The sequence below is a fragment of the Nonomuraea sp. NPDC049400 genome, assembly GCF_044466425.1.
In the GTDB taxonomy this organism is placed as follows: domain Bacteria; phylum Actinomycetota; class Actinomycetes; order Streptosporangiales; family Streptosporangiaceae; genus Nonomuraea.
Genome location: NZ_JBITMP010000006.1, coordinates 1 through 23,304, shown reverse-complemented (window position 1 = coordinate 23,304; position 23,304 = coordinate 1). Strand labels below are relative to the sequence as shown.

At 70.3% G+C, this 23,304-nt stretch carries 25 protein-coding genes and 1 pseudogene; 11 read left to right on the top strand and 15 right to left on the bottom strand.

Annotated elements, in window-relative coordinates:
- Nucleotides 1–44: 44 nt before the first annotated feature.
- The 11 genes from ACIBVN_RS10130 to ACIBVN_RS10080 all read right to left on the bottom strand — a co-directional run bounded on the left by ACIBVN_RS10130 (nucleotide 45) and on the right by ACIBVN_RS10080 (nucleotide 10,096).
- Nucleotides 45–503 (bottom strand): MarR family transcriptional regulator, encoded by a 459-nt coding sequence (locus ACIBVN_RS10130; RefSeq protein ID WP_349447845.1) that lies wholly within the window; start codon nucleotides 501–503, stop codon nucleotides 45–47.
- A 70-nt stretch (nucleotides 504–573) separates the two neighbouring features.
- Nucleotides 574–1,158, bottom strand: coding sequence for a 4'-phosphopantetheinyl transferase family protein (locus tag ACIBVN_RS10125; protein ID WP_397134678.1), 585 nt, complete (start codon nucleotides 1,156–1,158; stop codon nucleotides 574–576).
- A 17-nt stretch (nucleotides 1,159–1,175) separates the two neighbouring features.
- On the bottom strand, nucleotides 1,176–1,955 hold the full coding sequence (locus tag ACIBVN_RS10120; protein WP_397134676.1) for a hypothetical protein: 780 nt from the start codon (nucleotides 1,953–1,955) through the stop codon (nucleotides 1,176–1,178).
- Nucleotides 1,952–3,316 carry an MlaD family protein gene (locus tag ACIBVN_RS10115; RefSeq protein ID WP_397134674.1) on the bottom strand — a complete coding sequence of 455 codons (1,365 nt, stop codon included), beginning with the start codon at nucleotides 3,314–3,316 and terminating at the stop codon, nucleotides 1,952–1,954. Before ACIBVN_RS10115 ends, ACIBVN_RS10120 begins: the two co-directional genes overlap by 4 nt.
- Nucleotides 3,313–4,335, bottom strand: a complete 1,023-nt coding sequence (locus ACIBVN_RS10110) for an MCE family protein (RefSeq protein WP_397134672.1) — start codon at nucleotides 4,333–4,335, stop codon at nucleotides 3,313–3,315. The genes ACIBVN_RS10115 and ACIBVN_RS10110 overlap by 4 nt, the downstream gene beginning before the upstream one ends.
- On the bottom strand, nucleotides 4,332–5,357 hold the full coding sequence (locus ACIBVN_RS10105) for an MCE family protein (protein WP_397134670.1): 1,026 nt from the start codon (nucleotides 5,355–5,357) through the stop codon (nucleotides 4,332–4,334). Before ACIBVN_RS10105 ends, ACIBVN_RS10110 begins: the two co-directional genes overlap by 4 nt.
- 8 nt (nucleotides 5,358–5,365) lie before the next feature.
- Nucleotides 5,366–6,391, bottom strand: coding sequence for an MlaD family protein (locus ACIBVN_RS10100; RefSeq protein ID WP_397134668.1), 1,026 nt, complete (start codon nucleotides 6,389–6,391; stop codon nucleotides 5,366–5,368).
- Nucleotides 6,391–7,425 carry an MCE family protein gene (locus ACIBVN_RS10095; RefSeq protein ID WP_397134666.1) on the bottom strand — a complete coding sequence of 345 codons (1,035 nt, stop codon included), beginning with the start codon at nucleotides 7,423–7,425 and terminating at the stop codon, nucleotides 6,391–6,393. Before ACIBVN_RS10095 ends, ACIBVN_RS10100 begins: the two co-directional genes overlap by 1 nt.
- Before the next feature lies 1 nt (nucleotide 7,426).
- Nucleotides 7,427–8,446, bottom strand: a complete 1,020-nt coding sequence (locus ACIBVN_RS10090) for an MlaD family protein (RefSeq protein ID WP_397134664.1) — start codon at nucleotides 8,444–8,446, stop codon at nucleotides 7,427–7,429.
- Nucleotides 8,447–8,450: 4 nt separating this feature from the next.
- Nucleotides 8,451–9,305: an ABC transporter permease gene (locus ACIBVN_RS10085; RefSeq protein ID WP_397134662.1), complete on the bottom strand. Its 855-nt coding sequence runs from the start codon at nucleotides 9,303–9,305 to the stop codon at nucleotides 8,451–8,453.
- Complete coding sequence (locus ACIBVN_RS10080; protein ID WP_397134660.1) at nucleotides 9,305–10,096, bottom strand: MlaE family ABC transporter permease; 792 nt, start codon at nucleotides 10,094–10,096, stop codon at nucleotides 9,305–9,307. The genes ACIBVN_RS10085 and ACIBVN_RS10080 overlap by 1 nt, the downstream gene beginning before the upstream one ends.
- 259 nt (nucleotides 10,097–10,355) lie before the next feature.
- Here ACIBVN_RS10080 and ACIBVN_RS10075 point away from each other — a divergent pair, with 259 nt between their 5' ends.
- The 7 genes and pseudogenes from ACIBVN_RS10075 to ACIBVN_RS10045 all read left to right on the top strand — a co-directional run bounded on the left by ACIBVN_RS10075 (nucleotide 10,356) and on the right by ACIBVN_RS10045 (nucleotide 15,168).
- Complete coding sequence (locus ACIBVN_RS10075) at nucleotides 10,356–10,784, top strand: CBS domain-containing protein (RefSeq protein WP_397134658.1); 429 nt, start codon at nucleotides 10,356–10,358, stop codon at nucleotides 10,782–10,784.
- Nucleotides 10,785–10,806: 22 nt separating this feature from the next.
- Nucleotides 10,807–11,439, top strand: a complete 633-nt coding sequence (locus ACIBVN_RS10070) for a hypothetical protein (RefSeq protein ID WP_397134656.1) — start codon at nucleotides 10,807–10,809, stop codon at nucleotides 11,437–11,439.
- Between the two features lie 129 nt (nucleotides 11,440–11,568).
- On the top strand, nucleotides 11,569–12,444 hold the full coding sequence (locus tag ACIBVN_RS10065; RefSeq protein WP_397134654.1) for an endo alpha-1,4 polygalactosaminidase: 876 nt from the start codon (nucleotides 11,569–11,571) through the stop codon (nucleotides 12,442–12,444).
- Complete coding sequence (locus ACIBVN_RS10060; protein WP_397134652.1) at nucleotides 12,434–12,706, top strand: hypothetical protein; 273 nt, start codon at nucleotides 12,434–12,436, stop codon at nucleotides 12,704–12,706. The genes ACIBVN_RS10065 and ACIBVN_RS10060 overlap by 11 nt, the downstream gene beginning before the upstream one ends.
- A 32-nt stretch (nucleotides 12,707–12,738) precedes the next feature.
- Nucleotides 12,739–12,921, top strand: a pseudogene (locus tag ACIBVN_RS10055) (cyclase family protein); the annotation flags it as partial.
- A 16-nt stretch (nucleotides 12,922–12,937) separates the two neighbouring features.
- On the top strand, nucleotides 12,938–13,513 hold the full coding sequence (locus ACIBVN_RS10050) for a cyclase family protein (RefSeq protein WP_397135295.1): 576 nt from the start codon (nucleotides 12,938–12,940) through the stop codon (nucleotides 13,511–13,513).
- Complete coding sequence (locus tag ACIBVN_RS10045) at nucleotides 13,510–15,168, top strand: thiamine pyrophosphate-binding protein (protein WP_397135293.1); 1,659 nt, start codon at nucleotides 13,510–13,512, stop codon at nucleotides 15,166–15,168. The genes ACIBVN_RS10050 and ACIBVN_RS10045 overlap by 4 nt, the downstream gene beginning before the upstream one ends.
- Nucleotides 15,169–15,241: 73 nt before the next feature.
- On the opposite strand, the gene ACIBVN_RS10040 is transcribed toward ACIBVN_RS10045, so the two are convergent.
- From ACIBVN_RS10040 to dhaK, 3 genes are read right to left on the bottom strand one after another with little or no spacing between them, the layout of a single operon-like run.
- Nucleotides 15,242–15,616: a phosphoenolpyruvate--protein phosphotransferase gene (locus ACIBVN_RS10040; RefSeq protein ID WP_397134650.1), complete on the bottom strand. Its 375-nt coding sequence runs from the start codon at nucleotides 15,614–15,616 to the stop codon at nucleotides 15,242–15,244.
- 43 nt (nucleotides 15,617–15,659) lie between these two features.
- Complete coding sequence (gene dhaL / locus ACIBVN_RS10035) at nucleotides 15,660–16,277, bottom strand: dihydroxyacetone kinase subunit DhaL (RefSeq protein WP_397134648.1); 618 nt, start codon at nucleotides 16,275–16,277, stop codon at nucleotides 15,660–15,662.
- Entirely contained in the window at nucleotides 16,277–17,257 is a 981-nt protein-coding gene (dhaK, locus tag ACIBVN_RS10030) for a dihydroxyacetone kinase subunit DhaK (protein ID WP_397134646.1), read from the bottom strand. Before dhaK ends, dhaL begins: the two co-directional genes overlap by 1 nt.
- 53 nt (nucleotides 17,258–17,310) lie before the next feature.
- Between dhaK and ACIBVN_RS10025 the strand changes: the two genes are divergently transcribed.
- The gene (locus ACIBVN_RS10025) at nucleotides 17,311–18,477 is read left to right on the top strand and encodes a cytochrome P450 (RefSeq protein ID WP_397134644.1); all 1,167 of its coding nucleotides are present in this window, start codon (nucleotides 17,311–17,313) and stop codon (nucleotides 18,475–18,477) included.
- A gap of 18 nt (nucleotides 18,478–18,495) precedes the next feature.
- Nucleotides 18,496–19,242, top strand: coding sequence for a lysophospholipid acyltransferase family protein (locus tag ACIBVN_RS10020; protein WP_397134642.1), 747 nt, complete (start codon nucleotides 18,496–18,498; stop codon nucleotides 19,240–19,242).
- A 69-nt stretch (nucleotides 19,243–19,311) separates the two neighbouring features.
- Here the strand turns inward: ACIBVN_RS10020 and ACIBVN_RS10015 are convergent, their stop codons facing one another.
- The gene (locus ACIBVN_RS10015) at nucleotides 19,312–20,952 is read right to left on the bottom strand and encodes a bifunctional metallophosphatase/5'-nucleotidase (protein WP_397134640.1); all 1,641 of its coding nucleotides are present in this window, start codon (nucleotides 20,950–20,952) and stop codon (nucleotides 19,312–19,314) included.
- Nucleotides 20,953–21,063: 111 nt separating this feature from the next.
- Between ACIBVN_RS10015 and ACIBVN_RS10010 the strand changes: the two genes are divergently transcribed.
- Together ACIBVN_RS10010 and ACIBVN_RS10005 are read left to right on the top strand one after the other, a co-directional pair.
- A complete protein-coding gene (locus ACIBVN_RS10010; RefSeq protein ID WP_397134638.1) occupies nucleotides 21,064–21,948 on the top strand; it encodes a MurR/RpiR family transcriptional regulator in 885 nt (294 codons plus the stop codon).
- 11 nt (nucleotides 21,949–21,959) lie between these two features.
- Nucleotides 21,960–23,213: an extracellular solute-binding protein gene (locus ACIBVN_RS10005; protein WP_397134636.1), complete on the top strand. Its 1,254-nt coding sequence runs from the start codon at nucleotides 21,960–21,962 to the stop codon at nucleotides 23,211–23,213.
- Nucleotides 23,214–23,304: the final 91 nt, after the last annotated feature.

Genomic DNA, 23,304 nt, shown 5'->3' with positions numbered 1-23,304 from the left:
GCGCTTGGGAACGTCCGTGAGCCGTCGCGGATATCGGTTGGATGTCAGCGCAGCTTCTTCAGATGCTCGACGATCGGCTCGAAGGCCGCCTCGAGCGCTTCGAGCTGGTCGTCGCTGAGGCGGTCGACGAAGTGCTCGCGCACGCTCGCCACGTGGTGCGGCGCCACCCGCTGGATCGTCTCCCAGCCCTCGTCGGTCAGCACCGCGAACGTGCCGCGCCGGTCGTCACGGCAGTCCTCCCTGGTCACCAGGCCCTTGGCCTCCATGCGGGAGATCTGGTGCGACAACCGGCTGCGTGACTGGATCGTCGCGTCAGCCAGGTCGCTCATCCGCATGCGCCGGCCCTGGCTCTCCGAGAGGTTGACCAGGATCTCGTAGTCGTTCAACGAGAGCTCATGCGCCTGAAGCTCGCGGTCGAGCCGGTGCATGAGCAGCTTGTGCAGCGCCAGATGCGTGCGCCAGGCACGCTGTTCGGCGGGTGAAAGCCAGCGAGGCGCGCTCATGATCCCCAATGTAGCGCACAAAAGTGCGGCGCCATGGGGCGGCGGGAGCCGGGGGAGAGCCTGGGGACCGTCAGGGGATCGGCACCCGCCTGGCAGGGGCGTCCGTGACGACGGCCACTCTGATGTCAGGACCGGCGCTCCACTCCAGCAGGTGGCGGCCCGACAGGTCGTCGCCGCCCGCGTGGAGCTTGTCGAGCGTCAGCTCGCCGCGCTTGATCAGCGCCTCCTTGCGCGTCCAGTGCCTGATCAGCTCGTCGTTCCCGGTGACCAGCGCGCGCTCGCGCGGGGTGCAGACCCGGTCGGCGAGCGCCAGGTCCAGCGCCCCGGGCGGCACGTGTTCGGCGTCCACGCCCACCTTGCCGGGCCCCGCCGCCGCGCACACATAGCCGCGCGTGTGGCTGAAGCTGACGCCCAGCTCGGGCGCCTCCTCGATGTACGGCTTGCCGTGTCCAGGGCCGTGCAGCTCGCAGCGTTGCCGCAGCGTCAGCTCGTACGGCTCGGTGCCGAGCGCGGCGGCGGCGCAGAGCCGTACGAGGAGGTGAGCGGCGACGTAACTGGCGCGATCCCCCTCGAAACGGAACCGCGCGGCTCGCTCCACCTCCACCTCGGTGAGCCAGTCCTCCGGGGCGCGCACCTCGTCGGGGCGGCCGCCCATCGCTAAGGGGCCGATGGTCAGTCCTTCTTCTTCTGGTCGCCGGTGAGGTTGTACTGGTCCTCCGAGGCCGCGCCGAGCACGGTCACGTCATGGATCTTCCAGGTCCCCTTCTCCTTCACAAGGCCGATCTTAAGGTGCGAGTCCTTGACGGAGCGGATCGCCTCAGAAGTGTTCACCTGCTGGTCGACGACGACGATGGCGTGCGCGGTGGCCTCGTCCACGTCGGCCAGGTAGACCTCGCGTACCGTGGCCTGCGAGGTGGCCTTGAGCTTGACGATGACCTGCGCCATCGCGCCGCCGAACGCCGCGTCGTAGGTGGCCAGGAAGTCGCCTGTGGCCTGGGCGGCGAGGGTCGAGCGGGTGGTCTGGAGGTTCTGGTAGTCGTAGCTGAGCAGGGCCTTGCTGAACGCGCTCGCCGCCCCGGACACCTCCAGCCGCAGCGCCCGCTCGGTCTCGAGCCTGGCCCGCGCGTCGTCGGCCTGGGTGGCGGAGATCCACTGCAGGACGGCGGTGGCGGCGAGCGCGGCCACCAGCATCGCCGCCAGCGTCCCGAGGATCCTGGCCCGCGTGACGCGCTCCCGGCCCTTGACGCCGGTCGCCCCCTCCCCGGACGCCGTCGGTTGCTCGCCTTCGGGGCTGGCGTCCGCCGTGGGCGGGTGCTCGCTTTCTGGGCTCGCGTCCGCGGGCTCGACCGGCGGGTCCGTCGTGGCGGAGGCGGCGGTCTCGCTGGGGGCCGTGCCGGGCTGGGCCTCCTCGGTGCGGGTTTCCTCGGCGAGGTCCTGCTTGGTGGTCATCATGACTCCTCACGGCGGCGGGCGGCCCGGCCCGTCGCGATCCAGCCCACGATCCCACCAGTGGCCACCACGGCGAGGAATATCCCGACAATCAGCGGGGTGGTGTTCAGCGGGACGGGGGACGCGGGGCCGGTGGCCGCCGCGCCGCTGGGCGACGGGGTGGTCTCCGGGCTCTTGTTCGGTTTCTCGGTGTCCTTCGCCACCGGGTGGGCGGACGCGGCGGGTGAGGCGGTGTCCGGCCGTCCGGCGGCGTCCCGGCGGTCGTCCGTACGGGAGTCGTCCGAGTCTTCGGAGTCCTCGGAGCCGCCCGAGTCGCGGGAAGGAGCGGGGCAGGAGCGCAGCGCGGGCACGGTGGGCGGCCCGATGGCGCTCGCGTACTCCTCGGCGGGGTTCGGCCCGCCCGGCACGCTGAAGATGAACGACACCTTCCCGTAAACGGTGTCGCCGGTCCGGACGGTGATGTCGTCCGCCAGGCTGAGCGCGGTCGGCATGCTGCTGAGTATGTGGTGCACGTTCCGCTCGGTCTGGGCTGAGAACGCCGGCTGGTGCGGCAGTCCCGCCGCCGTCAGCAGGCACGAGAACCCCGGGCGCGACTTCTTGATCGCCGTGTCGAGCCGGGCGAACACCCCCGGTCCCCGGTCGAGGAAGGTCTTCAGGTCGGTACGGGAGTCGCGCAGCGTCCCCGTGACCGTGCGGAGGTCCGTGATGCCGGAGGCCAGCTCGCCCCGCTTCCCGGCGAGCGTGTGGGTCAGGTGGGTGAGCTGCACCGACAGGGAGTCGAGCACGTCGGCGTTGTCCGCCAGCGTGCCGGTCAGCGAGTGGGCGTCGTCGATGATGTTCCTGATCGCCGGAGCCCGCCCGTCCAGGGCCACGGCCAGCTCGTGCGTGATCGTCTTGGCGTCCTCGGGCGGCACCGCGTTCAGCAGCTTGCCCACGCCCTCGAACAACTTCTTGTAGTCGAGCGGCACCGACGTCCTGGCCAGCGGGATCGTGTCACCGGCCGCGAGTGACGGCCCGGTCACGCCGGAGGCGGGCGGCGAGAGCTCCACGTACGGCTCCCCGATGGCCGACTTGCGCCGCACCTCCGCCGTGGCGCCCTTCGGCAGCCGGACCCCTCTGTCGACGTCGAGCCCCACGACGATCTTGCCCGGCGCCAGCCGCACATCGCCGATCTTGCCGACCCGCACCCCCAGGTACGCCACGTCGAACCCCCGGATGAGGCCGGGCGACGAGACGAACTCGGCCGACACCCGGTACGGCCGCTCGATGGCGTCGAGCCGGATGATCGTGCTGAACGCCCAGACGGTCATCACAACACCCAGGGCGACAAAGAACCCTAAATTCAGATAAATCCGGTTTCTCATCGTGGCGGCTCCAGCAGCAGGCGGAAGTCCTCGACCCGGTTCGCCAGCAGCCCGTCGTTCCCGGACGATCTCTTGGGCAGCAGAACGCCCTTCAGCCAGAGATAGATCAGCACCTGCCCGTTGACCGTGATCGGTGGCGCGTCGATGAACTTCTGGAGCCTCACCACCAGCGTCTTCAGGTCCTCCTTGCCCCGCTGCATGGCCGACGAGATGGCCTCCAGCTCCAGGAGCAGCTTCCTGAGCCGGGCGGCGTGCCGCGGGTAGACGGTGAGGTTCGCCTCCTTGGCCAGCTTCGTCAGCGCGATGATCGTCTTCTTCACGTGCTTGCGCCCGTGCGCGATGCGTGCGGTGGCCGAGGCCAGGGTTCCGGGCAGCCGGTCCAGTTCGCCGCTGCCCTTGGCGAGGTCGTCGCCCAGCCTGGCCAGGGCGTCGATGCTGGTGGCGATGTCCTGGCGGGCCGCGGTGTAGGCGTCGGTCACCTCGGCGGTCTGCTTGATCAGCTTGTTGACGTCGTCGCCCTGCCCGCCGAACCCCTTGTAGGCGGCGTCCAGGATGGCGTTCACGTCCTGGGCGCCGAGCGCCTCGATGAGCGGCCCGGCTTTCGCGGTGACCTGCTCGATGTCCGGCTCGACCGAGGTCTCGGCGATGGTGGCGCCGTCCTTCAGGTACGGCCCCGTGGCCAGGTCCTTGCCCGGGGGCGGCGTGAGCAGGACGTAGTTCTCGCCCAGCACCGACGTCTTGGCCACGGTGGCCGTGCTGCCTTCCGGCACCCGGTGCGCGGACTGGACCGACATCGTCACCCTGGCCCGGTAGCCCTCCAGCCGGATGTCGGTGACCGTGCCCACCCGTACGTCGGAGATCTGCACGCTGTGCCCGGCCACCAGGCTCTGCACGTCGTCGAAGACCGCGTGCAGGGTCATGTCCCCGGTGGTCGCGCCGAGCGTCTGAAGGGAGCACGAAGCCGTCCCGGACAGCGACGTCGCGAGCGCCAGCACGGCGGCCAGGAGGCGGGTCCTCATCGCTGCCTCCCCTGCCGCTGGAAGGGGCAGTTGCTCAGCTTGCCCGGCAGGCACGGCACGTCGCCCAGGTTCAGCGCATCGAACAGCGGCCTCAGCCACGCCCTGGTCATCGCGTTGAGGACGACGCGGATCTTCAGCACGTGCTGCTTCCTGTCCCAGGAGTCGATGAGCACGTCGGCGAAGTCGGCCGCGCCCTTGACCGTCCGCGCCATGGACGCGCTGTTGGCCCGTACCGTCAGCACCAGCTCGCCCAGCGTGCTCGCGGCCTGCGGGAGCCGTTCGGAGTACTGCTCGATGAGCACGTCGCCGCGCCGCACGAAGCCCGCCATGTCCGAGACGAACGTGCGCAGCCGCCGCCGCTCCTCCGCCAGGATCGAGCTGGCCTCGGCGAAGGCGTCGATCGCGCCGGTCACCTGGCTCTCCCGATTGTTGAGGCTGGTGGCCAGCCGGTTCAGCCCCTTGGCCAGATCGACGAGCTGCTGGTCCTGCTTGGCCAGCGTGCCGGTCAGCTCGGCGGTGTCGGCGATGGCGTTGTTGATGGTCTTGCCCCGCCCCTTGACCCCGTCGGCCAGGGTGCTCGCCACGGAGCCCAGCTTCCTGTCGTCGAGCGCGTCGGTGAGCTTGGTGAACGCGTCGAGCGCGTCGTCGATCTCCACCGGGAGGTCCGTCCGCTTCAGCGGGATCGTGGTCCCCGGCGTGACCTTCTGGTCGCCGGGCTTCCACGGGGGATACAGGACGACGTTCCGCTCGCCGAGCGTGTTCTGGGGCGCGACCACGGCCTTCACGCCGGCCGGGAGCGGCACCTGCCGATCAACCAGCAGGTCAACGCGCACTTTATCCCCATCAATGCGGATTTTTTCGACATATCCGGCGTCGAGGCCCATCACCTTCACCCGCGCCTGCTCGTACAGGGAGGGCGCCTTGCGGAAGATCGCCACCAGCCGGTACGGCTCCTCGCCCAGCACCGTGCACCCCGACGTCAGTAACGCCCCGAGCAGCAGAACCGCCACCAGTCGTCTCACGGGTCGTCTCATCTGGCGCTCTTCCTGTCCTTCTTGATGGCGCCGAGCACCTCCGGGTTGATCGGGCCGAGGCCCGTGGCTATGGCCTCGACCCACGGGCCCTGGCCGCCCATCGTGGACAGGCCGGAGAAGGTCGGGCCCGCCCACGCGAGGAGCGAGTTGAACTGCTTGTTGCTGCCGCTCAGCCGCGTCGTGATGGCCGCGTTGTCGTCGAGCACCTGGATGAGAGTCTTCTCGTGCTCGTTGATCAGCCGGGTCGTGCTGCGTACCAGGTCGCTGCCGTCACCCAGCAGCGTGCGCAGCTCGTTGCGGCGCGCCCGCAGCTCGGCCAGCATGACCTCGATGGCGTCGATGAGCCGCCCGAGCTGCTTGTCCTTCTTCTCCAGGACGTTCATGATCCTGGTGCCGTTGTCGACGAGGCGCTGCAGCTGCGGCTCGCTCTTGCTGATCGTGTCCGACAGGTCGCCGATGTTGCGCAGCAGGCGGGTGATGCGGCCGCGGCTGCCGAGGTCGACCTTGTCGAGCTCGGTGAGCAGGTCGTCCACGGCGTCGGTGTCGAGGCGCTCGACCAGCCGGGTCGCGTCCTTGATGGCGTCGTTGATGAGGGTGGGCACGCCGGTCCGCGTCACGGGGATGCGTCGCTGGCTCTCCGGCAGCTGGTCCATGTACGGGGCGGAGACGGCGCCGGTGAGCTTGACGTACCGGCCGCCGAGCAGGTTGGACAGGGCGATGTCGGCCCGGGTGCCGCGACCGAGCCGCACGCCGTCGTCCACCTTCCAGGTGACGATCACGTATCCCTGGCCGTAGTCGGCGCGCACCTCGGTGACCTTGCCGACGCGCACCCCGGCGACCCTGACGTCGTTGCCGGTACGCAGCCCGCCGGAGTCCACGAACACGCCGGACATGTAGTAGCCGCCCTCCAGCAGCCCCAGGTTGCCCACCAGGAACGTGGCGACCAGGATCGTGGCCAGCGTGGCCAGCGACACCAGGCCGACGGCGATCCGGTTGCGGTCACGGAAGGATTTGAGCGCCATCACTCGCCCACCATGAGCTTCTGCAGGTCCTTCGTGCTCTGGACCCTGGTGTTGCGCAGCGGCGGCGGCGACTGCATCCCGTACGGGCAGGGCGCGGCGCTCAGCGCCACGCACGGGACCGCGGTGATGAAGTAGTGGCCGCGCTCCACGCTCTTGTACGCCCGCGCGAACAACGGCTGGAACGTGCTGACCGTCCTGTCGATCTCGCCCACGTGCCGCCTGATGCCCCCGGTCAGCCCGGACAGGTTGTCGACCAGGCGGCCGAGCTCGTCGGCGTTCTTGCCGAGCACCTCGTTGGAGGTGTGGACGGTCGTGGACAGCTCCACCAGCGCCTGGTCGATCAGCTCCCGGTTGTCGGCGAACGCCTCGGAGAGGACAACGAGGTTGTCGACGAGCTGCTCGATCTGCTTGTCGCGCCGGGCGACCACGTCGGTGACGGTGGCGTAGTCCTTCAGGAGCTGCTCGATCGTCTGCTTGCGCTGGTTGACCGTGGTCGTGATGGCGTTGACGTTGTCGAGCAGCCTCGGGATGTTCTGCTCGTTGCCCTTGAGCGACTTGGCGGCGGCGGTGAGGAGCTGGTTGATCTGGTCGGGGTCGAGGCTGCGGGTGAGCGGCCCGAGGTCGCTGACCAGCTGGCCGATGTCCACGACGGAGGACGTACGGGTGATCCGCGACCCCGGCGGGAGCCTGCCGGGCGCGGTGCCGGGCAGCAGGTAGACCACGCGCTGGCCGACGGCGTTGCGCCAGCGGACGGCGGCCTCGGTGTCCACCGGCACGGTGACGCCCTTCTGCACGTCCATGGTCACCTCGGCCCGGCCGTCCACCACCTTGATGGTCTCCACCTGGCCGACGGGCGCTCCGGCGATCTTCACCTGGTCGCCCTCGACCAGCCCCGACACGTCGTCGAACACGGCGACCAGGCGGTAGCCGCCCCCGGTGTCCACCCTGGCGATCTGCACGGCGACCACCACGATCAGCGCCACGCACAGGCCGACGAAGAGCAGGAACCGGGCGAACGTCCAGGCGCGCCGCATGTCAGCGCCTCCCGTCGGTCGGGCCGCACGCGCCGACGACCAGCTCGCAGAGGTCGGTCGCGACGAACGCCTCCACCTGGAGCTGGCGGCTGTTGCCCGGTCCTGGCGCCTCGATCAGCTCGTTGAGCAGGTCCACCAGCCGGTTCAGGCCGCGCACGCCGTCGCCGGCCAGGCCGAGCTGGGCGTAGATGAGCGCGGCCACCCGCTCGCCGGAGTGCACGCCGGCCCGCAGGTTCTGCCGGTGCTTGGCCAGCCCGTGCGCGCCCAGGTTCGAGACGGAGGTGACCTTCTGGAGCAGGACGCGTACCTTGTCGGCCCGCGCGAGCAGGTCGGGGGTGATGACGTTGACGTCGGAGGAGATCGCGACGAGATCGTCGCCCTTGTCCTGCAGGGTCGTGCCGAGCAAGGCGGCGTCGTGCAGGAACTGCCTGGCCCGCCCGCGCTGCCGGTGCGCGACGCCGACGAGTGTGCCGGCGTCGCCGATCAGCTCGCGCAGGTTCCCGCCCTCGCCGTCCAGGCCCTTGGCCAGGGTGTGCACGATGACCGTGACCTCGCCGGGATCGACGGCGTCCAGTCCGCGGTAGGCGACGCCGAGCGTGTCGGACAGGTCCAGCGGGCCCTCGGTGGTGGTGATGACGGCGCCACTGGCCAGGTACGGGCCGGTGGTCTCGCCGGAGCCCGGCTTGAGATTGAGGAACTTGGGACCGAACACCGACGCCGGCTCGACCGCGGCGACCGTCGACTGCGGCACCTTGACGCCGGGGTCGACGTGCATGGTGACGACGGCCCTGCCCTTGGCGTCGAGAGACACACCGGTCACCTCGCCGACCGTGATGCCGCGGATCTTGACGGGGGAGCCGGGGTCCATGCCCTGCCCGGCGCGGGCGAACACGGCGTCGATCCTGGTGCCGCTGACCTCGGTGGCGGTGCGGACCACGTACAGGGTGGCCGCCGCCAGGACCACGAGCACGGCGAGCGCGATGCCCATCCGGGTGGCCAGGGGGAGTTGGAATCGGGTCACCGGCTCACCCCGTCAGCGGTATGTTGCCGCCGCCGCCCCAGAACAGGTACGACAGCAGCAGGTTGAGCAGCACGATCGTGACGATCGACTGGCGGATGGCGCGGCCCGCCGCCACACCCACGCCCACCGGGCCGCCGGTGGCGTGGAAGCCGTGGTAGCAGTGGATGACGATGACCGCGAAGGCGAACACACCGACCTTGGCGACGCTGAACGCGATGTCGCTGACCGGCAGGTACAGGTAGAAGTAGTAGTCATAGACCCCGGGCGCCAGGCCGAACAGCACGGTGCACATCAGCCGGGTGGCGAAGAAACTGGCGAAGAGCGCGATCAGGTAGATGGGGACCAGCGCCAGCAGCGCGGCCACGACCCTGGTGCAGATCAGGTAGGTGAAGGCGTTGATGCCCATCACCTCCAGCGCGTCGATCTCCTCCGAGATCCGCATCGCGCCCAGCTCCGCCGTGAACGACGAGCCCACCTGGGCGGCCAGCGCCGTGGCCGCGATGATCGGGGTGATCTCCCGGACGTTGGCGAAGCTGCCCACCAGGCCCATGAACGACTCCGCGCCGATCGCCTGCAGCCCCTGGTAGCCCTGCAGGCCCACGGTCGCGCCCACGACGAACGCCATCGTGAACACCACGAAGACCATGCCGCCGCCGATGACGGTCGCCCCGACGCCCACCACGACGTCGCTGACCTGCCTGAGGACGACCTTGACGTACTTCAGGCGCAGGATGACGTCGCGTACGGAGTAGAACAGCACCTTCCACACGAACAGCGGCCAGTCGGCCAGCGTCGCGAACCGCTCCGCGACGTCCCGCCCCCGCAGGGCGAGCCTGAGACCAGCCGTCCGCGCCACCATCACAGGGACCTCGGCGGGTAGGCCAGGAAGTAGACGGCCGAGATCACGTAGTTGAACGTGAACACCAGCATGAACGTGACCACGGTGGCCTGGTTGACCGCCCGCCCCACGCCGACCGGGCTGGTCGCGCAGGTCATGCCCTTGTAGCAGGCGACCGCCGCCGCGATGAACCCGAAGATCCACGCCTTGAACAGCGTCACGTACAGGTCGGAGGCGACCACCAGGGAGAACGCGCCGTCGAAGTACGCGCCGGGGGTGACGCCCTGCACGACCACGTTGAAGAAGTAGCCGCCGGCCGCGCCGGCCAGGATGACCAGCGGGCACAGGCACACCGCGATCGTGCTGGCCGCCCACATGCGCGGCGTGACCAGACGGTGGATCGGGTTGATCGACATGACCTCCATCGCGCTCAGCTCGTCGCGGATGTGCCGCGCCCCGATGTCGGAGGTCATCGCGCTGCCGCCGGCCCCGGCGATCAGCAGCGCGCTGGCCAGCGGCGCCACCTCGCGGATGAGCCCGACGAAGACCGCGCTGCCCGTGGCGGAGCTCGCGCCGAGCTGCCTGGCCAGCTCGCCCACCTGCAGCGCCACGGTGGCGCCCAGCGGCAGGGCGACGAGCAGGACGGGCACGCTCGTGACGCGCGCGAGGAACCAGCACTGCTCGACGAACTCCCACCACCAGCGCCTGACGTCCCAGCTCCTGCGTAACCCCTCCAGGACGATGACGAACAGCTCGCCGACCTGGCCGAGTGCCGACCCGGCCCGGCGTCCGATGTATCCGGGCAGGGTCATCGGCCGCCCGTCCGGGCGTGAACAACCGCCATGACCACCTCCGCCGCCTACGGATGAGTGGCAACCCTACTGAGGGGTTATCTGGTAGTCGATGAGTTCGTGGGAATTTGCGCGAAAGGTATGAGACCCAGGTCACCTCTTGTCAGTCAGGTACGAAACGTGATCGCGCCGTTACACCGCCGACCCCCCTTGACGCCGTCCCCCAGGGATTGTTTGCCTGGAGCCAGTCTTGGAACACTGAGGGGCAGAGGTGGTGCAGATGCTCATCGGGACGATCCTCCGCGCCAAGGGCAGCGACGTGGCGACCGTGACGCCAGGGGCCACGGTGCGCGAGTTGCTGGGCACGCTCGCGGAGCGCAACATCGGAGCCGTGGTGGTCTCCACGGACGGCTCCACCATCGAGGGCATCGTGTCCGAGCGCGATGTCGTACGCCGCCTCCACGATCGCGGCCCCGCGATCCTGGACGGCCCGGTGTCGGAGATCATGACGACCGAGGTGCGCACGGTGGGGCCGGGCGAGAACGTCGACTCGCTGCGGCGGACCATGACCACGCAGCGGTTCAGGCACATGCCCGTGGTCGAGAACGGCCGGCTCGTGGGCATCGTGAGCATCGGCGACGTGGTCAAGAGCGCCATCGAGGAGCTGGAGACGGAGAAGGCGTCGCTCGTCGACTATCTCCACCGTTGACAGGGATGGCACGCTTGGTCCCGTGATGTACGGGCCGCCTCCCCCTGAATATCCGCGCGCGACGAGCAGTCCGCCGATCATCGTGCTCGTGGCGGGGCTCGCCGCGCTGCTCGGATTCCTGCTGGGGATCTTCGTGGGGTTCGGCGCGTCCTCGACGTCGGCGGACGAGCCGGCGCCCCGCGTCACGGTCACGGTCGAGGACAGCCTGCCCGCGGACCCGGAGGCCACGGCCCCCACCGAGCCGTCACCGTCGCAGACGGGCCAGCCCGTGCCCGGCCAGACCCAGCCCGGCCAGACGCAGCCTGGTCAGACGCAGCCCGGCCAGACACAACCGGGGCAGACCCAGCCCGGCCAGACGCAGCCGCCTGGCCAGACGCGGCCGGGACAGACCGGCGTGCCCGACGCCGGGACCAGCAGCGGCCCCGCCATCAACCCGGCCTCGATGCGCACGCTCGTCGTGGGCACGGACATCCAGCCGGGCACCTACCGCACGACCGGCCCGGTCGCGGGGTCCGGCATGTGCTACTGGGCCAGGGTGAGAGGCGCGACCGACATCGTCGCGACCGGCATGCCGAAGGGGCCGGCCAGCGTCACCATCGAGGCCGCGGACAAGGCGTTCGTGACCGGCGGATGCGCGGAGTGGACGAAGGCCTGACGTTTCTATGCGTCAAACTCTGGACAAGAGAGCAGGAACGCGCACGTCCCTGGCGCGGACGCGGTGCGAAGAGTGCGGAACAGCGCGCATCGCCACTGATCCCGAACCCGACCGTTCGCGAGGAGTGACATGCGACCCTCTGTGCTCGTCTCTCTGACGGCGCTGGCCGCCGCCACCGCGCTCGTCCCCGCCCAGCCCGCCATGGCCGAGACCGCCACCGCCCAGACCACCGCCCTGCCCGCTCCCGTGTCCTGCGCCGGCTGCTGGAAGCCCGCGCTGAACACGTCCTGGCAGTGGCAGCTCTCCTCCCTGCCGAAGAAGCCGTACCCGAACGTGCAGATGTACGACATCGACGGCTTCGCGGCCAAGGACGGCGCGATCGTCAAATCGCTCAAGGCCGACAAGCCGGGCCGTGGCGTCGTCTGTTACATCAGCGCCGGCACGTTCGAGGACTGGCGCCCGGACGCCGGTCAGTTCCCCGCCGATGTGCTCGGCAAGCCGCTGGAGGAGTGGGAGGGCGAGCGCTGGCTGGACATCCGCAAGTACACCGGCAAGCTCGGCCAGATCATGAAGGCCCGGCTCGACATGTGCAAGGCGGCCGGGTTCGACGCCGTGGAGCCCGACAACGTCGACGGCTACAGCAACGACAGCGGCTTCCCGCTCAAGGCGGCCGACCAGCTCGCCTACAACACCTGGCTCGCCAACGAGGCACACAAGCGGGGCCTGTCGGTCGCGCTCAAGAACGACGTGGAGCAGATTCGGCAGCTGCTGCCGTACTTCGACTTCGCGCTGAACGAGGAGTGCTGGGAGCACTCCGAGTGCACCACCGCGCAGAACGGCGGCTACGGCTACGACCAGTTCGTCAAGGCGGGCAAGGCCGTGTTCAACGTCGAGTACAACCTCGCCACCTCGGCCTTCTGCGCCAAGTCCAACGCTCAGAACTTCAACTCGCTCAAGAAGAAGTACGAGCTCGACGCCTCCCGCGTGCCCTGCCGTGGCGCGTGACTTCGCCCTGCTGGTCGTTGGTGACGCCAACCCCGACGTCGTGCTCTCCGGGGCGCCGCGCGGGCCGGCGTACGGCCAGCGGGAGCAGCTCGTCTCCGGCGGCGACCCCGTGCTCGGCGGGTCCGGCGCGATCACCGCGTGCGGGGCGGCCCGGCTGGGCCTGCGGACCGCGTTCGCCGGGCATATGGGCGTTCGTACTGGCGCAGCGTCACTTCGTGGCCACGATGAGCTTCGGCGGCTTGAAGGGTTGACCGCCGGATAGGAGGATGCGCACAGCCCACCAAGGAGGACGCCATGTCGGTGTTGCAGAGTTTCGTGGACAGCGTGCGCAGCGGGGCGATCGAGGTGATCGACCTCACCGCGCCCCTCTCGTCCGAGACGCCGATCCTCCAGCTGCCAGGGCCGTTCGGCAACACGATCCCGTTCCGTCTGGAGGAGATCAGCCGTTACGACGACCGCGGCCCCGCCTGGTACTGGAACGACATCCACACCGGTGAGCACACCGGAACCCACTTCGACGCCCCCCATCCACTGGATCACCGGCCGCGACGGCCAGGACGTCTCCCAGGTGCCCGCGCGCAGCCTCATCGCGCCCGCCGTCGTGCTCGACTTCTCCGCCGAGTCGGCCAAGGACCCCGACTTCCTGCTCCAGATCGACCACGTCAAGGAGTGGGAGCGCGCCAACGGGCCGCTGCCCGACGGCGGCTGGCTGCTCTACCGCACCGGCTGGGACGCCCGGGCCGGCGACCAGGCGGCCTTCCTGAACGCCGACGACACCGGCCCCCACACGCCCGGCATCTCGGTGGAGTGCGCCTCGTGGCTGGCCTCCGACACGCCCATCGCCGGCGTCGGCGTCGAGACCGTCGGCACCGACGCGGGCGCCGCGCACTCCTTCGACCCGGCCTTCCCGTGCCACTCCTACCTGCTGGGGGCGGGCAAGTACGGCCTCACCCAGCTGCGCAACCTGGACCGGCTGCCCGTGACCGGCGCCGTCGTGGTCGCGCCGCCGCTGCCCATCGTGGGCGGCTCCGGCAGCCCCGTACGCGTGCTGGCCCTGGTGGAGCGTTGATCGTCGCTGAGGCCGTGGGCCGGGCCCTGGCCGCCTGCGGCGTCGGGACCGCCTTCGGGGTGGTCGGCAGCGGCAACTTCCACGTCACCAACGCCCTCGTGGCCGACGGCGTGCGCTTCGTCGCCGCCCGCCACGAGAGCGGGGCCGCCACCATGGCCGACGCGTACGCGCGCATGAGCGGCCGGGCGGGGGTCGTGTCGGTGCACCAGGGGCCCGGGCTCACGAACGCCATGACCGGCCTCACCGAGGCCGCCAAGAGCCGCACGCCGCTGATCGTGCTCGCCGGAGAGGCCACCGAGGTCCAGTCCAACTTCCACATCGACCAGGCCGCGCTGGCCACGGCGGTGGGAGCGGTGCCGATGCGGGTCGCCGCGCCGGGGGAGGCGGTGGCGCGGGCGGCGGAGGCGTACCGGGTGGCCGTGGCGGAGCGGCGCACGGTCCTGCTGAACCTTCCCCTCGATGTCCAGGCCGCCCCCTTCGACGGTCCCATCGACGGCCCCATCGACGTGCCTGCGGCCGCCGTGACCTCGGCCGGGCCTTCGGCCGTGACCTCGGCCGTGCCTTCGGCGGGCGAGGTGGCGGAGCTGGCGCGGCTGCTCGGTGCGGCCCGGCGGCCGGTGTTCGTCGCCGGGCGCGGTGCCCGGCACGCGCGGCGTGAGCTGGAAGAGCTCGCCGAGGTGGCGGGCGCTCTGCTCGCCACCTCGGCGGTCGCCAAGGGCCTGTTCCGCGGCAGCCCGTGGGACCTCGACGTGAGCGGCGGCTTCGCGACGCCCCTGGCCGCCGAGCTCATCCGCGACGCCGACCTGATCGTCGCGTGGGGCTGCGCCCTGAACATGTGGACCACGCGCCACGGCACGCTGATCCAGCCGGGTGCCAAGGTGGTCAAGGTGGATCTCGACCGGGCGGCCTTCAAGGCTCATGTGCCCGCCGACCTGGGCGTGGCGGGTGATGTGGCCGCCGTCGCCAGGGCGCTCGCCGCCCGGCTCGGTCCGCGGCAGGGGTACCGGTCGGACGAGATCGCGCGGCGCGTCCGGGACGAGGGGCGCTGGCGGGACGTGCCGTACGAGGACGAGAGCGGCGGCGGGCGGATCGACCCCAGGACGCTCACCATCGGGCTGGACGGCCTCCTGCCGCGGGAGCGCGTCGTCGCCGTCGATTCCGGAAATTTCATGGGATATCCGTCGATGTTCATGGATGTCCCAGATGAGGGTGGGTTCTGCTTCACGCAGGCGTTCCAGTCGATCGGGCTGGGGCTGGCGACGGCGATCGGCGCCGCGCTGGCCCGTCCGGACCGGCTGCCGGTGGCCGCGCTCGGCGACGGCGGCGCCCTCATGGGCATCGCGGAGCTGGAGACCGTCGTCCGGCTCGGCCTGCCGATGGTGGTCGTGGTGTACGACGACGCGGCGTACGGGGCGGAAGTCCACCATTTTCGGCCGCACGGGCACCCGCTCGGCACGGTCACGTTCCCGCCCACCGATTTCGCCGCCATCGCCCGGGGCCACGGCTTCGCCGCCGTGACGGTCACCGAGCCGTCCGGCCTGGCGGGCGTGGCCGAATGGGTGGACGGGCCGCGCGACCGGCCGCTCATGGTGCACGCCAAGGTCGCGGGGGAGCACGGCTCCTGGTGGCTCGAGGAGGCCTTCAAGGGCCACTGACCGTTCGGGCGTCAGCCACTGACTTTTCGGGCGTCAGAGCGTACGCCGGGCGCGACGACCGGCCTGCGACGGGTCAGAGCTTGCGGTAGGTGCGGGCCTCCTCGGCCGCCTCCAGCACGTCGGAGAGCGGCACGCCCGCGCCCGCCGCCACCGCCGCCGCGATGGCCCCCTCCACGAACGGCACGTCCGCCACCACCACCCTCCCGTCCTCCTCAAGCAGGCGGGCGGTCAGCACCGAGCTGCCCAGGTCGGGGATGAGCACCACCCCGTCCCCCTGATCGACGCTGCGCAGCGCCGCCTCGATGAGGTCCACGCTCGTGCCCAGCCCGCCGTCCGCGGTGCCGCCGGCGGCCGCCACCGGCGCGCCGGCACCTGCGATCCCGCGGGCCAGCGCCGCCGCCTCGGCCGCCAGCCCCGCACTGTGCGCCACGAGCACCAGGCCCACCATCACACGCCTCCAACCTCGACGGCGGCCGCCATCAGGGAGTCCATCACGCCACCACGGCGGCAAGGGCCGCCATGAACAGCGCCGCCGACGCCGCACCCGGATCCTCGTGCCCGATGCTGCGCTCGCCCAGGTAGCTGGCCCGCCCCTTGCGCGCCTGCATCGGGATCGTGGCCTTCGCCCCTTCCTCGGCCGCCCTGGCCGCCTGCTCGAACGCCTCCCGCACGCCCACCCCGTCACGTACGGCCAGGGCAAGCGCCCGCGAGGCCGGGGCCAGCGCGTCCACCATGGTCTTGTCGCCCAGCGCGGCCTTGCCCAGCCGTTCGAGCGCCACGACCCCGTCCTCGAACGCCGCCGAGAACCCGGCCAGCGTCACCGGCGACTCCAGCGACTTGGCCATCTGCCGGAACACCGACCCGTACAGCGGCCCTGAGGCGCCACCGACGCGGCGGATCAGCGTCGCGCCCGCCGTGGCCAGCACCTGCCCCGGCGTCTCCGGCGGCGACCCGGCCAGCGCCGCGCGGACCTCGGTGAGGCCGCGGTCGAGGTTCGTGCCGTGGTCGGCGTCGCCGATCGCCGCGTCCAGCCGGGTGAGCCGGTCGCGGTCCCTGTGCACCAGCCTGGCCGCCTCCTCGAACCAGGCCACGAACACCTCGGCGTCCATCAGCGCCCCCAGCGCAGCCCCGGCGTCTCGACCGGCGCGTCCCACAGGCGGGTCAGCGTGTCGTCGAGCAGGCAGATCGACACGGAGAAGCCCTGCATGTCCAGGCTCGTCACGTAGTTGCCCACCAGGGAGCGCGACACCCGGGCACCCTTGTCCTTGACGAACGCCGCCACCTCGGCGAAGACCACGTACAGCTCCATGAGGGGGGTCGAGCCCATGCCGTTCACCATGACCAGCAGATCGCCGCGGAGCGGCAGATCGCCGTGGAGCGCCTCCATGGCGATCGCGGCCAGCTCGCGCGCCGACGCCATCGGCACGCGGGCCCGGCCAGGCTCGCCGTGGATGCCGATGCCCAGCTCCACGTCCGTCTCCGGCAGGTCGAACGTCGGCTTGCCCGCGTGCGGCGTCGTGCACGACGTCAGCGCGATGCCGAACGACCTGCTGCGCTCGTCGACCTCGCCCGCCACCAGCGCGACCTGGGCCAGCGGCGCGCCCTGCTCGGCCAGCGCGCCCGCCATCTTCTCCACGAACACCGTCGCCCCGGTGCCGCGGCGGCCCGCCGTGTAGAGGGAGTCCTGGACGGCCACGTCGTCGTCGACCAGCACGCTCACCACCTCGACGTCCTCGACCAGTTCGGCGGCCATCTCGAAGTTCAGCACGTCGCCGGTGTAGTTCTTGACGATGTGCAGGACGCCCGCGCCGCCGTCGACCGCCCTGGTCGCGTCGATGATCTGGTCGGGGACCGGCGAGGTGAAGATCTCACCGGGGCAGGCGGCGTCGAGCATGCCGTACCCGACGAAACCGGCGTGCAGCGGCTCGTGCCCCGAGCCCCCGCCCGAGACCAGGGCGACCTTCCCGGCTCGCGGGCCCTCTGCCCGGTAGACCACCCGGTCGCGGATCCGCAGCGAGGGGTGGGCCGCGGCCATGCCGTTCAGTGCGTCCTCAACGACGGAGTCGGCCGTGTTGATGAGCTTCTTCATGGTCAGAAGATCTGCCCATTTTCACGAGGGCGCAAGCGTCGTAGCGTGGTCGGGTGGATGTCGCTTACAACCCGTACGACCCGGGCGTCAACGACGACCCGTACCCCGTCTACGAGCGGTTACGCAGCGAAGCGCCGATCTATCACAACGCCGAGCTCGGCTTCTGGGCGCTGTCGCGGCACGCCGACGTGGCCGCCGCGCTCGGCGACAGCGCCCGGCTGTCCAGCGACCACGGCCCCATGCTCGACCCGGGCGCGTGGGGGCCGCAGGCGCGCACGTACCTGTCGTTCGTGGCCATGGACCCGCCGGAGCACACCCGCATGCGGGCCATCGTCTCGCGTGCCTTCACCCCGCGCCGGGTGGCCGCGCTCGAGCCCATGATCAGGCAGATCGCCCGCGGCTACATCGAGGAGGGCCTCGAGCGCGGGACGTTCGACTTCGCCCGCGACTTCGCGGCCAAGCTGCCGCTCGACGTGATCTCCGAACTGATGGGCGTGCCGCCGTCCGACCGGGCCGACGTACGCCGCAAGTCCGACGTGCTGGTCAACTACGACCCGGACGGGAAGATGAGCGACAAGGGGCTCAAGAGCCTCCTGTCGCTCGGCGAGTACTACGCCTCGATCGTCGCCGACCGCCAGGCGGCGCCACGCGACGACCTCGTCTCGGCGCTCGTCGGAGACGGCGGGCTGAGTGTCGAGGAGATCGTGGCGTTCCTGTTCCTGCTGATCGGGGCGGGCTCGGAGACCACCACCCACCTGCTCAGCGCGGCCTGGTACTGGGCATGGCGCAACCCCGCCCAGCGCGCCGCCGCCTTCGGCGGGGCGATCGCGCAGTGGGCGGAGGAGTCGCTGCGCTACGACACCCCGGCCCACGGCCTCGCCCGCCGCCTCACCGAACCCATCGAGTGGCACGGCGTCCTCGTCCCCGCAGGCGCCAAGGTGTGGATCCTGATCGGCTCCGCCAACCGGGACGAGTCCGTCTTCCCCGACCCTGACCTCTACGATCTGGGCAGGGACACCTCGAAGGCCATCAGTTTCGGCGTCGGCCGCCACTACTGCCTCGGCGGCCCGCTGGCCCGGCTGGAGGCGCGGGTGGCGCTGGAGGAGCTGACGAAGGCGGTCTCCATGGACTACGACATCGACCAGGAGGGCATCCGGCGCACCGTGCACACCAACGTACGGGGGATGCTGCGGCTCCCGACTACCGTGACACCTGCCTGAGTAGGCTACCTTCTGCACATGGCTGAGATCGTGTACCCGCCGGTGGTCGCCGCCGCGCGGACCCTGTTTCGCGTGCTCGACGTCCGATTCCACCTGGAAGGGACGGAGCACGTGCCGCGGACCGGGGGAGCGGTGCTGGTGAGCAACCACATCAGCTACCTCGACTTCATCTTCGCCGGGTTCGCCGCCTTGCCCTCTCGCCGGCTGGTGCGCTTCATGGCCAAGCAGGACGTGTTCGACCACCGGATCTCGGGGCCGCTGATGCGCGGCATGCACCACATCCCCGTCGACCGCGGGGCGGGTGCGGGCTCGTACGCCACGGCTCTGCGCATGCTCAAGGCGGGGGAGGTCGTGGGCGTCTTCGCGGAGGCGACCATCAGCCGCTCCTTCACCGTCAAGGAGATCAAGAACGGCGCCATCCGCATGGCCCAGGCCACGAACACGCCCGTCATCCCGGTCGGGCTGTGGGGCAGCCAGCGTCTGTGGACCAAGGGCCGGCCGCGCAAGCTCATGCAACGGCACGTCCCGCTCACCATCCTGGTGGGGGAGCCCATGCACCCCAAGCGCGGCGAGAACGTCAACGACCACACGGCCGACCTGCACAACCGGCTGTCGGAGCTGGTGGACCGGGCGCAGCGCACGTACCCGGAGGTGCCGCCGGGCGTCTGGTGGCAGCCCGCCCACCTGGGCGGCACCGCGCCCACGCCGGAGGAGGCGGCGGCCATGGACGCGGCAGAGGCCGAGGCCCGGGCCAAGAAGGAGTGATCCCCCTCGGCCCGCGACGCGGCGGCCGATCCCGGTGGGTGCGGGGCCGGCCACTCTGATGAAGGGCCCCTAGTTGACCCGGGTGACGCGGCCCAGCGCGGGCGCCCGGAGCGGGGACTTGGCTCGGATGTAGGTCTCGAAGGCCTCGATGTCGCGGACCTTCTCCACCCGCTCGGTGCCCTTGGTCAGCAGGCTGAAGCCGTCGCCGCCGGTCGCGATGAAGGAGTTGGCCGTGAGCCGGTACTTGCCCCCCGCGCTGATGACGGTGCCGTTGAGCTTGATGGTGGCCGGATCGATCTTGTCGCAGGCGGGCTTGGCGTTGTCATAGGTGTAGGTGAGCCCCTGAGAGACGCCGAGCACCCGTGCGGTGCTCTGCCCGCACCACTGCTGCTCCAGCAGCTGCTCGAGCTGGGCTCCGGTGAGCGTCATGGTGACGAGCATGTTGCTGAAGGGCTGCACACGCAGCGCCTTGCCGTGAGTCACAAGGTTGGACATCTCGTTGCCGGTCGGGTTGACGATCAGGTCGCCACCGATGCCTCCGCCGTAGGGAGGCTGGATGGCGATCTGGGCGCCACCGTTCTCCGGGGCGGAGGTGGCATACAGGCGGGCGTCGGCCAGGGCATGGGCGATGGTCGACTCGCCGGCGGTGTTCCGCTGGGCGGTGAGGTCGCGATCGAGCAGGCCGACGGGCCGGTCCAGCAGTTGCTGCCCGTGCTCGTCGGTCTTGCGGCGCAGCGCGGCGATCTGCGGGTCGGGCTTGATGTCGTGGGTGACCGTGATGTTCTCGGCCTTCGAGGAGGTCGGGTTGCCTGTGGCCCGGTCGACGGTTAGGGCGATCTTGGTGAGCTCGCGGGTGTGGCCGGAGGTCTGGGTGACCGGAATGCCGTTGATCGTGCAGTTGTAGGGGTTGTGGGTGTGCCCGGAGATCACGGCGTCGACCTCGGGGTCGAACTTGGGCACGATGTCCTTGATCGGCCCTGCCAGGTTGTTGCACTGGTTGGGCAGGCCGCCCCCGGTCTGGCCGCCGCCCTGGTGGATCAGGACCACGATGGTACGCACACCCTTGGCTTTGAGCTCGGCGGTGTAGGTGTTGACGGCCTCGGCCTCGTCGCGGCCCTCAAGCGGCGCGGTGGGACCGGGCGCCTCCTTCAGTGTGTTCTTGTAACTGACGCCGATGATGCCGACCTTGACGCCCTTGACCTCCTTGACGACGTAGGGCGTGACAGCGGGCTTGCCCGTGGTGGTGTCGATGATGTTGGCGCCGAGGTAGGGGAAGTCGGCGCCCTTGAAGTTGGGGAGCGCGCAGCCGTCGATCGGATGGCAGCCGCCCTCCTCCATGCGGCGGAACTCGGCCAGGCCCTCGTCGAACTCGTGGTTGCCGACAGAGGAGGCGTCCAGGCGCATCAGGTTCAGCGCCTGGATGCCCGGCTCGTCGTGCTGTGCCGTGGCGTTCATCGTGCTGGAGGAGATGTTGTCACCGGCCGACAGCCGCAGAGTGCCGTCGGGATTGTCCTGTTGGAGCCGATCCATGTGGGCGGCCAGGTACTCGGCGCCGCCGGCCGGGACGGGGCCGGTCGGGGTCATGGCGAAGCTGGTCGGGAGGCCGGAGTGGAAGTCGTTGAAGGCGAGTAACTGGATGTCGACGGCATCCGCGCGGGCGGGCACCAGGCTGGTGCCGCCGAGCACCAGCGCCAGGAGGAAGTTGCGCATGCGCCGAAGGTGACATACTCCCAATGGATCACACAAGGGGGAAATTTTCTAACATTGTGTGCCAAGGGTGAAATATTGACATCGGCACGGCGAAGCGGGAAAGTTCCCCTCATGGCTGACGCCGCAGAGAGCTATACACCGATCATGGCCAGGATCCGGGGGGTCGTGCCCACCCTGACCACGACCCACCGGCGCATCGCCGAGACGATCCTCGCGGAGCCCGCCGCCGTGGCCGCCTCCACCATCGGCGAGCTGGCCGAACGGTGCGGCACCTCGCTGACCACGATCACCCGCTTCTGCCGCGAGCTCGGCCTTGCCGGATACCCCGAGCTCAGGCTGGCGCTCGCGGCCGAGCTGGGACGGAGCAACGCCAGCCCCCGCGAGCAGGAACTGATCGCCTTCTCGCCCGACGACCCGATGAGCCTGGTGCTGCGCAGCCTGCTCGCCAGCGACATGCGGGCGATGGAGGAGACCGCGGCGCAGCTCGACCTCGCGGCCGTGGAGCGGGCGGTGGACTCCCTGGTCCGGGCCAGGTTCATCGACTTCTTCGCCGTCTCGGGCAGCGCGGGCGTCGCCATGGACCTGCACCTCCGGCTTCATGCCATAGGGCGGCCGTGCGTCCTGTGGACCGACGTGCACAGCGCGGTCTGCAGCGCCAACGCCCGCGACCACCGCGACGTGGCGCTCGGCATCTCGCACTCCGGCACCACCGCGGAGGTCGTCGAGCCGCTGGCCATCGCCAGGGAACGCGGCGCCACCACCATCGCGGTGACCAACTTCCCGCGCAGCCCGCTGGCCGAGACGGCCGACATCGTGCTGACCACCGCGGCCCAGGACACCCCCTTCCGGGCCGGCGGCGTCGCCGCCCGGCACACCCAGATGCTCGTCCTCGACTGCCTCTACATCGGCGTCGTCCAGCGCACCCACGAAATCAGCAAACAGCTTCTGACCGCTGCCACTGAAGCGGTTTCCCAGCACCGCCTGCCCCACCGCTAGGAGCCCCCCGCATGCGACTGGCCGTACTCGCCGCCGCCGCTCTCATCTCCATCGCCGCCTGCGCCCCCAGTTCGCCCTCGGCCACCACCTCCACGACCGGCCCCAAGACCGGCAAGGTCACGCTCTCCGTCTGGGGCTGGGGACCCGAGGAGAACTACGACAAGATGTTCGCCGAGTACGAGAAGCTCAACCCCGGCGTCGACATCGACGCCCGCTCCTTCACCACCGCCACCGAGTACGACACCATCCTGTCCACCGGCCTGGCCGGCGACAGCGGCCCGGACCTGGCCTGGCTGCGCGCGGGCCCACAGCTCCAGCCCCTGGTCGAGGCCGGCAGGCTGCTGCCGCTCGAAACCGCCGGCGTACCCGGACTGAAGGACTTCGACGAGGGCGTGCTGCGCGCCGCCAAGGGGGAAAAGGACGGCAAGGTGTACGGAGTGCCGTTCGCCGTCCAGACGCTGCAGGTCATCTACAACAAGAAGATCTTCGCCGACAACGGCATCGTCCCGCCCCAGACCTGGGACGAGATGATCTCGGCAGCCGAGAAGCTCAAGGCCAAGAAGATCATCCCGTTCGCCTTCGGCGGCAAGGACGACTGGATGTTGCCCATCGTGGGGAGCATTTTCGGCACCGCACACTGGGGCGGCGACGACTTCCTCAAGGCGGTCAAGGCCAAGGAGAAGAAGTTCGCCGACCCGCTGTTCGTCGAGGGCATCGACCTGCTCAACAAGCTCAAGCCGTACTTCCCCGACGACATGGCCGGCGTCTCCTACACCGACGCGCAGATCCTGTTCTCCTCAGGCAAAGCCGCCATGTTCCCCGGTGGCCTGTGGGAGCTGAACTTCTTCGGCGAGAACGCGAAGGGCGTCGAGCTGGGCGTCTTCACCCCGCCCGCACCCAAGGGCCCGGGCCTGATGCCCGGTTTCACCGACGGCTCCTACGGCATCAGCGCCAAGACCAGGCACAAGGCCGAGGCGCTGAAGTTCGTCTCCTGGCTCGCCACCAAGGACTACGGCCGGCTCTACACCGACACCGTGCGGACCTTCTCCGCCGTTCCCGGGGTCACGCCGAAGGACCCCCTGCTCAAGGAGGTGGCCACCACGTTCGACACCAAGGGCGCCACCTACTTCATGAACGACTTCGCCTACGGCAACCCCAGCTCGGCCGCCGTCTTCTCCAAGGCCCTGCAGGAGATGCTGCTCGGCCGGATCACCGCCCGGCAGGCGGCTGAGAAGCTCGACCAGAGCGTGACCACATGGCTCTAGGTAGCTGGTGTAAAGCGGTCGATCCCGGCCGGTTGCATCTCGATCGCGATCTGCTGAGCCGGGCCTGTGATCGAGCTTGGTGGCCCGATCT

Excerpts from the sequence above, each read along its gene's own strand:
- ACIBVN_RS10130 (WP_349447845.1), bottom strand. The coding sequence starts at position 503 with ATGAGCGCGCCTCGCTGGCTTTCACCCGCCGAACAGCGTGCCTGGCGC.
- ACIBVN_RS10125 (WP_397134678.1), bottom strand. The coding sequence starts at position 1,158 with ATGGGCGGCCGCCCCGACGAGGTGCGCGCCCCGGAGGACTGGCTCACC.
- ACIBVN_RS10120 (WP_397134676.1), bottom strand. The coding sequence starts at position 1,955 with ATGATGACCACCAAGCAGGACCTCGCCGAGGAAACCCGCACCGAGGAG.
- ACIBVN_RS10115 (WP_397134674.1), bottom strand. The coding sequence starts at position 3,316 with ATGAGAAACCGGATTTATCTGAATTTAGGGTTCTTTGTCGCCCTGGGT.
- ACIBVN_RS10110 (WP_397134672.1), bottom strand. The coding sequence starts at position 4,335 with ATGAGGACCCGCCTCCTGGCCGCCGTGCTGGCGCTCGCGACGTCGCTG.
- ACIBVN_RS10100 (WP_397134668.1), bottom strand. The coding sequence starts at position 6,391 with ATGGCGCTCAAATCCTTCCGTGACCGCAACCGGATCGCCGTCGGCCTG.
- ACIBVN_RS10095 (WP_397134666.1), bottom strand. The coding sequence starts at position 7,425 with ATGCGGCGCGCCTGGACGTTCGCCCGGTTCCTGCTCTTCGTCGGCCTG.
- ACIBVN_RS10085 (WP_397134662.1), bottom strand. The coding sequence starts at position 9,305 with ATGGTGGCGCGGACGGCTGGTCTCAGGCTCGCCCTGCGGGGGCGGGAC.
- ACIBVN_RS10080 (WP_397134660.1), bottom strand. The coding sequence starts at position 10,096 with ATGACCCTGCCCGGATACATCGGACGCCGGGCCGGGTCGGCACTCGGC.
- ACIBVN_RS10075 (WP_397134658.1), top strand. The coding sequence starts at position 10,356 with ATGCTCATCGGGACGATCCTCCGCGCCAAGGGCAGCGACGTGGCGACC.
- ACIBVN_RS10065 (WP_397134654.1), top strand. The coding sequence starts at position 11,569 with ATGCGACCCTCTGTGCTCGTCTCTCTGACGGCGCTGGCCGCCGCCACC.
- ACIBVN_RS10040 (WP_397134650.1), bottom strand. The coding sequence starts at position 15,616 with ATGGTGGGCCTGGTGCTCGTGGCGCACAGTGCGGGGCTGGCGGCCGAG.
- dhaL (WP_397134648.1), bottom strand. The coding sequence starts at position 16,277 with ATGGACGCCGAGGTGTTCGTGGCCTGGTTCGAGGAGGCGGCCAGGCTG.
- dhaK (WP_397134646.1), bottom strand. The coding sequence starts at position 17,257 with ATGAAGAAGCTCATCAACACGGCCGACTCCGTCGTTGAGGACGCACTG.
- ACIBVN_RS10020 (WP_397134642.1), top strand. The coding sequence starts at position 18,496 with ATGGCTGAGATCGTGTACCCGCCGGTGGTCGCCGCCGCGCGGACCCTG.
- ACIBVN_RS10015 (WP_397134640.1), bottom strand. The coding sequence starts at position 20,952 with ATGCGCAACTTCCTCCTGGCGCTGGTGCTCGGCGGCACCAGCCTGGTG.
- ACIBVN_RS10010 (WP_397134638.1), top strand. The coding sequence starts at position 21,064 with ATGGCTGACGCCGCAGAGAGCTATACACCGATCATGGCCAGGATCCGG.
- ACIBVN_RS10005 (WP_397134636.1), top strand. The coding sequence starts at position 21,960 with ATGCGACTGGCCGTACTCGCCGCCGCCGCTCTCATCTCCATCGCCGCC.